At 62.8% G+C, this 13153-nt stretch carries 11 protein-coding genes; 3 read left to right on the top strand and 8 right to left on the bottom strand.

Annotated features, from left to right (window positions below; translation table 11 throughout):
• Positions 1 to 41: 41 nt before the first annotated feature.
• Both ppsA and AUC43_RS17660 read right to left on the bottom strand, forming a co-directional pair.
• The gene (gene ppsA / locus AUC43_RS17665; RefSeq protein ID WP_068196741.1) at positions 42 to 2483 is read right to left on the bottom strand and encodes a phosphoenolpyruvate synthase; all 2442 of its coding nucleotides are present in this window, start codon (positions 2481 to 2483) and stop codon (positions 42 to 44) included.
• 62 nt (positions 2484 to 2545) lie between these two features.
• Complete coding sequence (locus AUC43_RS17660; protein ID WP_068196738.1) at positions 2546 to 3364, bottom strand: universal stress protein; 819 nt, start codon at positions 3362 to 3364, stop codon at positions 2546 to 2548.
• A gap of 307 nt (positions 3365 to 3671) precedes the next feature.
• On the opposite strand from AUC43_RS17660, the gene AUC43_RS17655 reads away from it, so the two are divergent.
• A complete protein-coding gene (locus tag AUC43_RS17655; protein ID WP_068196734.1) occupies positions 3672 to 4397 on the top strand; it encodes a DUF1003 domain-containing protein in 726 nt (241 codons plus the stop codon).
• Between the two features lie 15 nt (positions 4398 to 4412).
• Entirely contained in the window at positions 4413 to 5402 is a 990-nt protein-coding gene (locus tag AUC43_RS17650; RefSeq protein ID WP_068196731.1) for a 2-hydroxyacid dehydrogenase, read from the top strand.
• Positions 5403 to 5466: 64 nt separating this feature from the next.
• Here AUC43_RS17650 and AUC43_RS17645 read toward each other — a convergent pair whose 3' ends face one another.
• Entirely contained in the window at positions 5467 to 6915 is a 1449-nt protein-coding gene (locus AUC43_RS17645; RefSeq protein ID WP_082685181.1) for a BON domain-containing protein, read from the bottom strand.
• A 340-nt stretch (positions 6916 to 7255) separates the two neighbouring features.
• Between AUC43_RS17645 and AUC43_RS17640 the strand changes: the two genes are divergently transcribed.
• Complete coding sequence (locus AUC43_RS17640) at positions 7256 to 7999, top strand: cupin domain-containing protein (RefSeq protein WP_068196726.1); 744 nt, start codon at positions 7256 to 7258, stop codon at positions 7997 to 7999.
• A 26-nt stretch (positions 8000 to 8025) separates the two neighbouring features.
• On the opposite strand, the gene AUC43_RS17635 is transcribed toward AUC43_RS17640, so the two are convergent.
• From AUC43_RS17635 to AUC43_RS17615, 5 genes are all read right to left on the bottom strand, one after another.
• Positions 8026 to 9144 carry an ABC transporter permease gene (locus AUC43_RS17635; RefSeq protein WP_068196724.1) on the bottom strand — a complete coding sequence of 373 codons (1119 nt, stop codon included), beginning with the start codon at positions 9142 to 9144 and terminating at the stop codon, positions 8026 to 8028.
• A complete protein-coding gene (locus tag AUC43_RS17630; protein ID WP_068196721.1) occupies positions 9141 to 10250 on the bottom strand; it encodes an ABC transporter permease in 1110 nt (369 codons plus the stop codon). Before AUC43_RS17630 ends, AUC43_RS17635 begins: the two co-directional genes overlap by 4 nt.
• A 241-nt stretch (positions 10251 to 10491) precedes the next feature.
• On the bottom strand, positions 10492 to 11241 hold the full coding sequence (locus AUC43_RS17625; protein WP_082685180.1) for an ABC transporter ATP-binding protein: 750 nt from the start codon (positions 11239 to 11241) through the stop codon (positions 10492 to 10494).
• Positions 11231 to 12172 (bottom strand): ABC transporter ATP-binding protein, encoded by a 942-nt coding sequence (locus tag AUC43_RS17620; RefSeq protein ID WP_068196718.1) that lies wholly within the window; start codon positions 12170 to 12172, stop codon positions 11231 to 11233. The genes AUC43_RS17625 and AUC43_RS17620 overlap by 11 nt, the downstream gene beginning before the upstream one ends.
• Before the next feature lie 12 nt (positions 12173 to 12184).
• On the bottom strand, positions 12185 to 13147 hold the full coding sequence (locus AUC43_RS17615) for an HlyD family secretion protein (protein WP_068196716.1): 963 nt from the start codon (positions 13145 to 13147) through the stop codon (positions 12185 to 12187).
• Positions 13148 to 13153: the final 6 nt, after the last annotated feature.

Below are 13153 nucleotides of genomic sequence, written 5' to 3'. Positions count from 1 at the left end.
TGTCAGACAATTGGTTACGGCAGGGCCTTGAGGCCCACGCGTTACACCGACACCGCCTTTTGGCTCTCCGCGGGTTCTCGCTCCTGGGGCGGGCCGGCCAGGGCCTGCTCGGCCGCCACCATGTTGGCCATGCCGCTGAGCAGGGCATCGGCGGTGAAAGAAATGCTGTTGATGCCCTGCTCCACCAGGAAGCGGGCAAATTCCGGGTAGTCGCTCGGGGCCTGGCCGCACAGCCCAATGGGCCGGCCGCAGGCTCTGGCCGTGCTGATTACCTGCGCCAGCAGCCGCGTGACGGCCTCGTTGCGCTCGTCGAACAAGCCGCTCACGATGGCCGAGTCCCGGTCGAGCCCCAGGGTGAGCTGCGTGAGGTCGTTGGAGCCAATGGAGAAGCCATCGAACACCTCGGCAAACTCCTGGGCCAGGATGACGTTGCTGGGGATTTCGGCCATCACGTACACTTCCAGGCCCTGCTCGCCGCGCTTCAGGCCAAACTCGTCCATCAGGGCCACCACCTGCTGGCCCTCGGCCACGGTGCGGCAGAAGGGCACCATCACCTTCACGTTGGTCAGGCCCATGCTCAGGCGCACGCGCTTCAGGGCCTCGCACTCCAGCCGGAAGCCCTCGCGGTACTGCGGGCTGTAGTAGCGGGAGGCCCCCCGGAAGCCCAGCATGGGGTTTTCCTCGTCGGGCTCAAATTGCCGCCCCCCAATCAGGTTGGCGTACTCGTTGGTTTTGAAGTCGCTCAGCCGCACTATCACCTCGCGCGGGTAGAAGGCCGCCGCCACAAACCCAATGGCCTGCGAGAGCTGGTCGATGAAGTACTCGGGCTTGGTGTCGTAGCGGGCGGTGAGGGCCGTGATGGTTTCGCGTGCTTTCTGGTCGGTGAGCTGGTCGAAGGCCACCAGCGCCATGGGGTGAATGCGAATGGCGTTGTTGATGACGAACTCCATGCGCATCAGCCCCACGCCCTGGCTGGGGTAGCGCGCCAGGTGCAGCGCCCGGTCGGGGTCGGCCAGGATGAGCAGGGGCTTGGTATGCGGCACTGCTACGTGCTCCAGGTCGATGTCCGTCACCTGCCAGGGCAGCGCGCCGTCGTAAATCTGGCCTTCGTCGCCCTCGGCGCACGACACGGTGATGAGCTGCCCGTCTTGGATTTTTTCGGTGGCATCGAGCGTGCCCACCACGGCCGAGAGGCCCAGCTCCCGCGCCACAATGGCTGCGTGGCTGGTGCGCCCGCCTTTGTTGGTTACTATTACGGCGGCTTTGCGCAGCACCGTGTTCCAGTCGGGGCTGGTAATGTCGGTGACGAGGATGTCGCCTTGCTGCAGGCGGTGGCCGTCGGCGGGCGAGTCGAGGATGCGGGCCACGCCGGTGGCAATCTGGTTGCCCACGGCCTTGCCCTTGGCCAGCACCTTGCCTTTCTGGGTGAGGTGGTACTCGTGCAGCAGCAGGGTGCGGCGGCCGTGGTGAATGGTTTCGGGCCGGGCCTGCACGATGTACAGCTCGTTGTTCAGCCCGTCTTTGGCCCATTCTATGTCCATGGGCATGCCGTAGTGCTCCTCAATGCGCAGGCACCAGAGCCCCAGCAGCTCGGCTTCGGCATTGGTGAGCACAAAGGTTTCGCGGCGCTCCTGCGGGGTGTCGGTGTTTTTGATGCCCGCCACCTGGGTGTCGGAGTGCGCATAGTGCATGGTTTTGGCCTTGTCGCCGAGCTTGCGGGTCACCAGCGCCCGTTTGCCTTGGCGCAGCGCGGGCTTGAAGAGGTAGAACTCGTCGGGGTTCACGGCACCCTGCACCACGTTTTCGCCCAGGCCCCAGCTGCCGGTCACATATATCAGGTTTTCGTGCCCGGTTTCGGGCTCGATGGTGAAGGCCACGCCAGCCGAAGCCAGGTCCGAGCGCACCATCGTTTGCACGCCCACCGACAGGGCCACCTGCAAGTGGTTGAAGCCGTTCTGGATGCGGTACTTGATGGCCCGGTCGTTGAAGAGCGACACCAGGCACTCCTGGCAGGCGTGCAGCACGGCGTCCACGCCCCGCACGTTCAGAAAGGAGTCGTGCTGGCCGGCAAAGCTGGCGGTGGGCAGGTCCTCGGCGGTGGCGCTGCTGCGCACGGCCACCTGAATTTCGTGGGTGTATTCGTGGCACAGTTGCCGGTAGGCCTCGGCCACTTCGTCGGCCACTACCTGGGGCAGCCTGGCAGCCCGCAGCATGGCCCGCGCCTGGGCGCCCACTTCGTGCAGATTGCTGAATTCCTGCTCGTCCACGGTGGCGAGCAGGGCCGTGAGGGGCTCGCGCAGGTGGTTTTCGTCCAGAAACAGCCAGTACGCGGCGGCCGTGGTGGCAAACCCATCGGGCACGTTGATGCCTTGCGCGCTCAAGCGGTTGAACAGCTCTCCCAGGGAAGCATTTTTTCCGCCAATCAGGGCAACTTTGTCATTGGACAGTTCGCGGAAGAATAGGGTATAAGCTTCACGTGACATGACGGGATGAGTTAAGTTGGATTAGCGCCAATGCGCAGGCGTCGTTTGCGAGGTGAGCTGCCTCATTGCGCCGGCATGATGAGTACGGGCAGGGCGCTGTGTATTAGCACTTTGGCCGTGGTGCTTTGGTGGAAAAGCTGGCTCAGGAAGCTTCGGGGCCGGGCAATGAGCACCACTAGGTCGTAGTCGCCGGGCTGAACGGCGGCTAGAATACCCTCGGCGGGGTTGGAATTCACCACCGTGAGGCTTTGCATGGGCGGCAGGCCTTCGGCCAGGCCCGCGCGCCGCACCGCCTCCAGCGCCAGCGGGGCAAAGTCCTCGCTGTTGGCTTCGGACTGCACATGCAGCACCGTGATTTCGGCCCTCAGGGTTTTGAACATGGCATGGATGGGGCCGCTGAATTTGCCCAGGGCAAACGGCTCCCCGTCTTCCGCCAGCAGCACCCGGCGGGGCGGCGCGGTGCTCACCACGCCGTGGGGCACCACCAGCATGGGGTAGGGGGCTATCCGCAGGATGTCGAGGCAGGTGGTGTGCACCAGCTCGTCGGGCTCGTCGGAGTAGTCGGGCCGCCCAAGCACGATTAGGGTGGGGTGGTGGCGCGCGGCGGCGTCGGAGGCGGCCACGGCCACACGGCCGTGGCCCACTTCGGCCACCACGGGCACGGCCAGCCCGCGAGTGACACTGTTGAGGGCCAGGCCAATGGCTTCCTTGCTCAGGTTCGAGAGCCGGCCGGTGAACAGTTCCGGGTCGAGGATGGAGTCGCGCCGCACGTGCAGCAGCACCAGGCGCGCGCCCAGCGGCTCGGCTAAGTTGGTGGCGTAGTCCAGGGCGCGGTTGGCGGCCTGGAAAAAGTCCGTCAGGACCAGCAGCGAGGGAGTCATACGGGATGCCGTGAGGGTTTGCATGCAGCTGCAATTTCTACTGTTTTAGGGCCGGGCCCCATGCGAAAAATCAAAGCGTCAATTGATTTGTATCATGCCGTTGACATCCCCAATTGGCCCACCTTTGCCACGCTGACGGCCGTGGCGTCTCGCGGGCCATTGTTGCCTTTTTTCGCTCAGATTTCCGCCCAATTTCCATGCTGCCGCCCCATGCCCGCCGCACGGTGCGAAAGTCCCTGCGCTACGGTTGCTGCCCAGCTCATATGCTGCGTTAACTATGGCATCATGAAGTGCTTACTTCAATATAATGTCTGAACGCCTGCTGTCCCCCACCTTCATCAGCAGCTGCTCCGGGCAGGAGTTTCCGGTGAGCGAGCGGGTGAGCGCCCGCACGCTGCGGCCGGCGTTGCTCCAGCTCATTCAGCAGGACAATCCCAAGTTCACGGCGGACGGCTCGCTGGCGATGTCGGAGCTCAACCAGTACCGCCGCAAGTACATTCAGAGCTACCTGCTGCGCGAAGTGGGCGAGCTCAACGAGCTCGAGCAGACCGTGCTCGACCACCTGCAGAACGACCACACCCTCACCGATAAGCTCGAGGAGGAGCAGGAGTCCCTCACGCTGGGGCAGCGCCTGGCCGACCAGATAGCGGACTTTGGCGGCAGCTGGACGTTCATCAGCCTGTTTTTTGGCGTGCTCATGCTCTGGATTGTGTCCAACACGCTCGTGCTGGCCCACCGGGCGTTCGACCCGTACCCGTTCATTTTGCTCAACCTGGTGCTTTCGTGCATTGCGGCCCTGCAGGCCCCGGTAATCATGATGAGCCAGAACCGGCAGGAAGACAAAGACCGCCAGCGGGCCAAAAAAGACTACATGATAAACCTGAAGTCGGAGCTGGAAATCCGCATGCTGCACGAGAAGCTGGACCACCTGATTATGCACCAGCAGCAGGATTTGTTGGAAATCCAGCGCATTCAGGTTGAAATGATGAACGACATCATGGCCCGGATTGAAAAAAACCGCGTTCGAGCCTAATTCAGCCCCCTTGCTATGCACCTGACTGTATTCAGCGCCTACGCTTACGAGCAACCCTACCTGACCCGGGCCGCGCAGGGCCAGCACGAGCTGCGCTTCGTGCCCGCGCCGCTGGGCCCCGACACGGTGGCCCAGGCCCAAGGCAGCCAGGCCGTGGCCATCTTCGCCAACGACGACGCCTCGGCGCCGGTGCTCGAGCGCCTCGCGGCCCTGGGGGTGCGCGGGGTGGCCGTGCGCGCCGCCGGCCACGACCAGGTCGACCTGGCCGCGGCCCAGCGGCTGGGCCTGCGCGTGGCCAATGCCCCTGACTACTCGCCCTACGCCGTGGCCGAACACGCCGTTACGCTGATGCTGGCCCTCAACCGCCGGCTGCGGCTGGCCGACCAGCAGCTGCGGGCCTACGACTTCCGGCTGGGCAACCTCGTGGGGTTCGACATGCACGGCAAAACGGTGGGCATCATCGGGTGCGGGCGCATTGGGGGCGTGGTGGCCCGCATTCTGCACGGCTTCGGCTGCCGCCTGCTGGGCTACGACATCAAGACCAACGACGAACTGCGCCAGCGCTATGAGCTGACGTATGTGCCGCTGGAACAGGTCTGCGCTGAAGCCGATATTATCAGCATTCACGCGCCACTCAACGAGCACACCCGCCACCTCATTGATGCTGACTTGCTGGCGAAGATGAAGCCCGGGGCCATGCTCATCAACACCGGGCGGGGCGCCGTTATCGACACCGAGGCTGCCCTGGCCGCGCTCCAATCGGGCCGCCTGGGCTACCTGGGCATTGATGTGTATGAGCACGAAAAAGGGCTGTACTTCAACGACCACACGCTCTCGCCCAGGCCCGACCAGCTGTTTGCCGCGCTACTTGCCCACCCCAATGCCCTCGTTACCGGCCACCAAGCCTTCCTGACCCGGGAAGCGCTGAGCAACATTGCCGACGCCACCATGGCCTCCGTCACGAAGTGGGAGCACAACGAACCTTCCACCTGCGAGCTGGTGTAGGCCGTTGGCCCAGCTCAATTAGCCCAATTTCTTTTTTTTTCAACCGCTTCTGTTTCGTGGGGCCCTACGCGGCCGGCCGCACGTTCAGGTGGTTGTTCACTTCCACGGCCCCGCAGGCGTGGGCTTCGGCGGCGGCCTGGCGGCGCTCCAGGGCCGAATCTACGGTGCCGGTGAGCGTGACGCGGCCATCGTGCACGCTCACGCTGATGTCTTGGTCGTGCAGCTGCGCCGACCAATAAAAGTGGGTGCGAATGCGGTCCTTCAGCACGTCGTCGGGCTCCAGGTGGCCCAGCGACTCGGGCGCCGTCACCACGGTGTCGGATGGGAGCGGGGACTCCGGCACCTCGTTCTCGGCGTCGTAGAGCACCACGTGGTTCACTACTTCGGCTACGTGGTTTACGCCGGCCACTACTTCTGCCGCCCGCTCCTGCTCATAGTGCGAGCCCACGGTGCCGTAGAGCTCCACTTTGCCCTCCTTCACGGCCAGGGTGAAGGCGTAGCGGCCGAGGTAGGCATCGTGGGCCAGGGCCGCCTGGGCGTGCTCCTGGATGATGGAATCGGGGGAAGGGTGCAGGTGCTGCACCTGCAGCAGGTTGTGCACGGTGCCCACGCCCACCACGTTGGCGGCGTCCTGCCCGGCGGCGTCGCGGGCACGCAGGTTGCCGATGGTGCCCAGCAGCGTGGCCACGCCGTTGTGCACGTGCACTTCCAGCGGCTGCTCGTCCACGCGCGGGTCAAAGCGCAGCGCGTCCAGGATGGCCTGGGCAACATCCGCGTCGGCCTTGGGCTGGTTTTTCTCGCTGCGCAGCTCTTTGTCCAGGGCCCAGCTGGCCACTTGCAGCTCGGTGGCGTCTACGCGGGTGGCGCCGGCCACGTAGGCGGTGGCCACGGCCTGGTCGTGCTCGGCGGCGGTGCCCACCGTGCCGGAGAGGTGCACCTCGCCTTTGGTGGTGCGCACGTGCACCAGGTCGCTCTTCACCCGGATGTCCCATTCCAGCAGCTCCTGAATGAGGGCGGTGATGTCCTGGTCCGATTTCGGCAGGCTGGCCCCGCGCACAGTGAGGCGGTTGTTGAGCTGGCGCACGCCCGGCACGCCCTTGAGCACTTGCAGCACCAGCTGCTCTTCGGCCCAGGATTGCAGCGTGCCTTCCACCGTCACCTGGCCGTCGTGGGTGTGGCAGCACACTTTGTAGCCGCGCGTGGCCGGGTCCTGCATCAGGGCAATTTCGACCCGGCACAGTAGCTCGGCGTTGGGTAAGTCGGCGGTGTGCACGCTGATTTCATTGATTACGCCCCGCACCCCGCGCACGGCTTTGGCCAAATCTTCGGCCCGCTGGCGCGAGAGCAGGCTGTCGGTTAGCCCGGTCAGTTCCACAATGCCTTCCCTGCAGGCGACTTCCAGCAGGTTGGCCTGCACGCCTTTCTTCAGCTTGAACAGCCGCTCAACGGCCTGCTTGATGTCGTGGTCGGCCAGCCGTTCTTCCACAGCCAGGGGAGCAGGTTGCGTACGCATGGTAAGGGAGCAATAAAGCGAGCAGATAGGGCCAGCAATGCCGAGTGCCCGGCCGTGGCCCAATGAGAAACCCGGCTTGAACTGAATAGGAAAATTATCATAAATAAGCCATTGATTGACAAGGGTATAAATCAACTGCCAAATGAGCTTATTTATCGCCTCAAAAGTGTGCTTTTCCGGCTTTTTAAGTAATGATACCAATCACGGGGGCGCTTGATTTCTGTCATGGCCGCGGCACCAACAAAAGCCCACCTTTGATCCTTCATTGCCGGTGCCAGGCGAACCTCGCTTTTCTAAAATGTTGGGCTAACTGCCGCTAGAGCCCCTATTCCAAATTGCCATGGACCCCATGAATACCGTTTCGGAGGTACTCAACCATCTGAAAAGCAAAGGCTACACCGTCGACTTCAATCTCGCCGAAGGCTACCTGGTAGACCCCAACAACGACCTGCGCGTGCACCCCGACGAGTTCGAAGTTGACCATCACTACCGCTTCGAAGGCACGTCGGACCCCGGCGACGAAGCCATTGTGTACGCTATTTCCTCCCCCAAGCACGGCGTCAAGGGCACACTGGTGAATGGCTACGGCATCTACAGCGAGGAAATGGCCGATGCCATGGTGCGAACCCTGGCAGAAAAAGCCCAGCGAAGTGCCACGCAAGGCCGCGACACCGCAACGGCCGAAAAGGTCAACGTGGCCACGCCGCAACGCCCCGAAGGCACGCGCTACCTGGATGCGCCCATGGTGACGATGGACCTGCTGGCCCTGCGCAAACAGATAAAGGAGGAGCCGGCCTGGCACACCAGCGACCGCAACTCCATCACGCTGCTCAAAAGCGAAGGCCTGCGCATCCTGCTCCTCGCCTTGCAGCCCGGCGCGCAGCTCAAGGAGCACACCGCCCCGGGCCCCATTTCCGTGCAGGTGGTGGAAGGGCACGTCACCTTCCACACCGAGCAGCAAACAGCCGAGCTAACCGAGGGCCAGATGGTGTCGCTGCATGCCGGTATTCCGCACAGTGTCACGGCCCGGGAAGAATCGGTCTTTCTACTCACCATTGCGACGCCGCTTGCCAAGAACCGTTAGGTGGGTTTGCGGTAGCGCAGCGGCAGCTAGGTGGTTTTGCGGTAGTTCAGGATGGCCCAGGTGTTGAGCACAACGGCGAAAAGGGCTTCGTAGCCCAGCTGGCGCGATACCTCCGCCAGGCCGCTGCCCTTCAGGATAATCAGGCGGACTACTTCGATGAAGTGGGTGAGGGGGATGAGGTTGGCCAGGACGCGGGCCCAGGCGGGCATGCTGTCGAGGGAAGTGAACAGGCCGCTCATCAACGTGAAAATCATGATGAAGAAGAAGGCCACGAACATGGCCTGCAGCTGGTTTTCGCTGTAGGTGGAAATCAGCAGGCCAAAGCCCAAAATCGCCACCAGGTACACCGCGGCAAACAGGTAGAGCGTGCCCAGGCTGCCCACCGGTACGATGCCGTAGACCCCGCGCGCAATGAGCAGCCCGATGGTGAACACCAGCAGCCCCAGCAGCCAGAACGGAATCATCTTGCCCAAAATGAACTGCCATTTTTTGATGGGCGACACGTTGAGCTGCTCGATGGTGCCGAGCTCCTTTTCCCGCACAATGTTGAGGGCCGACAGGAAGCCGCCCACCAGCGTGAGCAGCAGCACCAGGATGGCCGGCACCATAAACACGTAGTAGCGCCCCAACGGATTGTACCAGTTAATAGCAGCCACGTCGATAACCGTCGCGCCGCGCGCGGGCCCCGGCCCGAGCCACTGCAGGCGCACATCGCTATTGTAGTCGGAGATAATGCGCGTGAGGTAGGCGCCGCCCAGCGCGGCCCGGGTGCCGTTGATGGCATCGACGGCCACGGCCACCTGCTGCGTGCCTTCGCGCACGAGGTTGCGCTCGAAGCCGCGCGGGATTTCCAGCACGATGTCGGCCTGGCTGTCCTCAATAAGGTGCAAGGCTTCCTGGTATGAGGCGCTGGCCCCGACCAGGCGGAAGTAGCCCGAGGACGTGATGTTGCGCGTCAGCTCGCGGGAGTAGCTGCTGTGGTCGTGGTCGACGAGGGCCAGGTTGATGTTCTTGACGTCGTAGTTGGCGGCCTGGGGCAGGATGAGGAGCTGCACAGTGGGCATCAGGAAAATCAGGGCCAGGATGCTCCGGTCGCGGAACATCTGGCGGAACTCCTTGCGCAGCAGAAACAGCAGGATTCTCATGCCAGACGGATGTTAAAGTTGCGCAAACTGATGCCCAGTAGGGCCACCGACATGCCCAGCAGAATCACGGTTTCCCGCCATACGGCCCCAAAGCCCAGCCCCTTCAGCATCACGGCTTTCACGATGAGGTAGTACCAGTGCGAGGGCAGCAGGTTGGGCACGAGGCGCAGCGGGCAGGGTAAGTTTTCGAGGGGAAACATGAAGCCGGTGAACAGCAGCGTGGGCAGCATCATGCCCATCATCGAGACCAGCATGGCCACCTGCTGCGAGGCCGTGATGTTGGAAATCAGCAGCCCCAGCGACAGGCAGGCGACGATAAATACCGTGCTCACGCCATAAAGCAGCACCACGCTGCCGCGGATTTCCACGTCCAGCACAAACACCGACAGCAGCATAATCAGGGTGAAATCGAGCAGGGAAAGCACCAGGTAAGGCACGGCCTTGGCGATGAGCACCAGCAGCGGGCGGAAGGGCGACACGAGCAGCACTTCCATGGTGCCCCGCTCTTTTTCGCGCACAATAGACACCGACGTGAGCGTGGTGCAGACTATCATGAGCACCAGCGCCAGCACGCCCGGAATGAAGTTGAGCGAGCCGTTCATTTCGGGGTTGTAGAGCAGGCGCGTTTCGGGCACAATCTGGAAGGGCAGGGCGCCCGCGGCCTGGTTGAGCTGGCGCTGGTAGTCGCCCACAATGGCCGTGAGGTAAGTGGTAATGGTGGAGGCCGTGTTGGGGTCGGAGCCGTCGGCCACGATTTGCAGCTGGCCGCGCCCAGTGTGCCCCAGGTCGGCGCTGAAATGGGCCGGGAACACCAGCGCGGCCTTGATTTTGCCCTGCCGGAAAGCCGTTTCCATGGCCGCGTAGCTCAACGGCGCCTGCTGCAGGTGGAAGTAGCGGCTGGCCTGCAGCTTGCCAATAATCTGCTGCGACGCCTGGTCGTGGGCAAAGTCCACTGCGGCCAGGTTGATGTTCTTCACCTCGCTGCTCAGGGCAAAGCCGAAGAGCAGAATCTGCGCCGTGGGCAAGCCGAAGAGAATGAGCAAGGTGCGCCGGTCCCGGAAGACGTGGTAAAACTCCTTGCGAATGAAGACGAGCAGCTGTTTCATGGGTTAAATCAGGGCTTCCGGCTGAGCGGTGCTAGGCAACTCGCTTAGGATAGTGACTCAATCGTCTGTCATGCAGAGCGCAGCGAAGCATCTTATCGCCGCGGAACGATTTGTGCTGACTTGATAAGATGCTTCCTGCGTCAGCATGACAGGCGATTAACGGGCAGGCGATTGGGGTTACTTGCGTGGTAGAGATGCTTCGACAAGCTCAGCATGACGTTCTTCTTTATTGTGACTAGCCCTATTCTCCCCGCTGCGCGCCCCGCGCCAATTGGTAAAACACGTCGTCCATGGTGTCGGTGTGGAACTGCTGCTTCAGGTGGGCGGGCGAGTTCAGGGCTTCCACGCGGCCGTCGACCATGATGCAAACGCGCGAGCAATACTCGGCCTCGTCCATGTAGTGAGTGGTCACGAAGGCGGTGATACCCCGGTCGGCCGCGGCGTAGATGAGCTCCCAGAACTGCCGGCGCGTGACGGGGTCCACGCCGCCGGTGGGCTCGTCGAGAAACACGATTTTGGGGTCGTGGAGGATGGCTACCGAGAAAGCCAGCTTCTGCTTCCAGCCCAACGGCAGGTCGCGGACCAGCTTTTTGGCTTCGCTTTGCAGCCCCAGCGTCGTTACCAGCTCCTCGCTTTTGGTGCGCAGCTGCTGGTCGGGGAGGCCGTAGATGCCGCCGAAAAACTCGATGTTTTCCAGCACTGTCAGGTCCTCATAAAGCGAGAACTTCTGGCTCATGTAGCCGATGTTCTGCTTGATTTGCTCCTGCTGCCGGTATACGTCGAACCCCGCCACCGTGGCCTGGCCCGAAGTAGGGTAGGAGAGGCCACAGAGCATGCGCATGGCCGTGGTTTTGCCCGCCCCGTTTGCCCCCAGAAAGCCGAATATTTCACCCGGTGCGACCTCAAACGAAATCCTGTCCACGGCCCGAAAGCCGTCGAAATGCTTGCTCAGCTCGTGGCAGCTGATGGCCGGGCCAGGGTTAGTTTCCATGCGCAGCGGTGGGGTTGGCCGTCATCAGCTCAATAAATCGGTCTTCGATGGTGGGCTCAATCGGCTTTACCACGATGCCCGTGTGCTGCCGGGCGCGGAGGTAGTCGCGCAGCGCCGCGTCGTTATTGGGCTGATTTTGCCGGAACGCCACGTGCACAAACTCCCCAAACGCGTAGCTGCTGAGCACCGGCGCGTAGGCCCGCAGGTCGTGGAGCAGGGAATGCACGGCATCGGTTTTCACCGCGTAAAGGGGGTGCGGATACGCCCGGACGATGTTATCAGGCGTGTCGATGGACAGGATTTTGCCGCCCTGCAGCAGCGCAATCCGCTCGCATAGCGTGGCTTCGTCCATGTAGGGCGTCGAAACCAGGATGGTGATGCTCTGCTGCCGGAGCTGCCCGAGCATAGCCCAGAATTCCTTGCGCGACACCGCATCGACGCCCGTGGTGGGCTCGTCTAAAAACAGGACGGTGGGCTTGTGAATCAGGGCGCAGCACAAGGCCAGCTTCTGCTTCATGCCGCCCGAGAGCTTGCCCGCCCGCCGGTCCCGAAACGGCTCAATCTGCTCATAGATGTCCTTAATCAGCGCGTAGTTGGCCGCGATGGTCGTGTCGAACAGCGTGGCGAAGAAGTTCAGGTTTTCCTGCACCGTTAGGTCCTGGTAGAGTGAGAACCGGCCCGGCATGTAGCCCACCGTGTTGCGGATAGCCTGATAGTCGGTGCGCACGTCGTGTGCGGCCACCGTGGCCGTGCCCGAGTCGGCGAGCAACAGCGTAGTCAGGATGCGGAAAATGCTGGTTTTGCCCGCCCCATCCGGCCCAATCAGCCCAAACAGCTCGCCCGGCTTTACCGCAAACGATACGTCCTCGACAGCCCGCACGGTGCCCTTCTCGTAGGTCTTGGTGATGTGCTCTAGCGTGACAGCGTCCATGAGTCCAGCCGGTTAGTGAGTAGTGGCGTGGTCGGGTAGCAGTACCTCGCCGTACATCCCGATTTTCAGGTAGCCGTCGTTTTTTACCCGGATGTTGGCTGCGTACACCAGGTTGGCGCGCTCGTCCTGGGTCTGAATGGTCTTGGGCGTAAACTCCGACTTGCTCGAAATCCAGGTGATGGTGCCGGGGTAGTTTTTGAAGCGTTTGTCACCGTTGTCGATGCGCACGGTCACGGGTTGGCCCAACTTCAGCCGCGGCAATTGCGTGCCGGTGAAATAGGCCCGCAGCGTGAGCGTATCGGTGTTGGCGATGCGGTAGAGCGGCTTGCCCACCGTGGCCATCTCGCCGGCAAAGGCATATTTGGTGAGCACGGTACCCGTCACGGGGTTCACAATCTGGCCTTTGCGCACCTGCTCCTCAAACTGCGCGGCGGTTTTGCTCAGGGCAGCGCGGTGGCTGAGCACGGCGCGGTTTTGGGTGGCCGTGTTGCTCTCCGCCACCCGGATTTGCTGGCGCGTGACGGCCAGCTGGGCCTGGGCTTGGGTGATTTGAGCGTTGAGGTCATCGAGCTGCTTTTGCGTGGCGGCATCGGCCCGGATGAGGTTTTGGGTGCGGGTGCGCTCGCGCAGCAGCTGTTGCAGCTGGGCCTGCTGCACGGCCAGCTGCCGGCGCGTGAGCTCCACCTGCGGGGCAGCGCTGGCGGTTTGCTCGCGCAGGGCGGCCACGGTGGCCTGGGCCTGCTCTTGCTGCAGCCGGGCGGTGGTCACATCCAACTGGCCCACGGTGGCGCCGGCCTTCAGCACCTCACCCTCCTGCACGGGAAAGGAAAGTATCTGCCCGTTTTGCTGCGCCGAAACGATGATTTCATCGGCCTCGAAATTGCCGGACGCATCAAAGTCGGGCCCGTGCTTTTGGCAGCCGGCCTGGAGGGCCAGCACGGTGGCCGCCAGCGAAAGGGAGGTGATGAATTTCATGCGGGA

This window comes from Hymenobacter sedentarius, from assembly GCF_001507645.1.
In the GTDB taxonomy this organism is placed as follows: domain Bacteria; phylum Bacteroidota; class Bacteroidia; order Cytophagales; family Hymenobacteraceae; genus Hymenobacter; species Hymenobacter sedentarius.
The sequence above is the reverse complement of the archived record's forward strand: the minus strand, read 5'-3'. Positions and strand labels throughout refer to the sequence as shown.

Excerpts from the sequence above, each read along its gene's own strand:
- AUC43_RS17615 (WP_068196716.1), bottom strand. The coding sequence starts at position 13,147 with ATGAAATTCATCACCTCCCTTTCGCTGGCGGCCACCGTGCTGGCCCTC.
- ppsA (WP_068196741.1), bottom strand. The coding sequence starts at position 2,483 with ATGTCACGTGAAGCTTATACCCTATTCTTCCGCGAACTGTCCAATGAC.
- AUC43_RS17650 (WP_068196731.1), top strand. The coding sequence starts at position 4,413 with ATGCACCTGACTGTATTCAGCGCCTACGCTTACGAGCAACCCTACCTG.
- AUC43_RS17635 (WP_068196724.1), bottom strand. The coding sequence starts at position 9,144 with ATGAGAATCCTGCTGTTTCTGCTGCGCAAGGAGTTCCGCCAGATGTTC.
- AUC43_RS17630 (WP_068196721.1), bottom strand. The coding sequence starts at position 10,250 with ATGAAACAGCTGCTCGTCTTCATTCGCAAGGAGTTTTACCACGTCTTC.
- AUC43_RS17655 (WP_068196734.1), top strand. The coding sequence starts at position 3,672 with ATGTCTGAACGCCTGCTGTCCCCCACCTTCATCAGCAGCTGCTCCGGG.
- AUC43_RS17625 (WP_082685180.1), bottom strand. The coding sequence starts at position 11,241 with ATGGAAACTAACCCTGGCCCGGCCATCAGCTGCCACGAGCTGAGCAAG.
- AUC43_RS17645 (WP_082685181.1), bottom strand. The coding sequence starts at position 6,915 with ATGCGTACGCAACCTGCTCCCCTGGCTGTGGAAGAACGGCTGGCCGAC.
- AUC43_RS17640 (WP_068196726.1), top strand. The coding sequence starts at position 7,256 with ATGGACCCCATGAATACCGTTTCGGAGGTACTCAACCATCTGAAAAGC.
- AUC43_RS17620 (WP_068196718.1), bottom strand. The coding sequence starts at position 12,172 with ATGGACGCTGTCACGCTAGAGCACATCACCAAGACCTACGAGAAGGGC.
- AUC43_RS17660 (WP_068196738.1), bottom strand. The coding sequence starts at position 3,364 with ATGACTCCCTCGCTGCTGGTCCTGACGGACTTTTTCCAGGCCGCCAAC.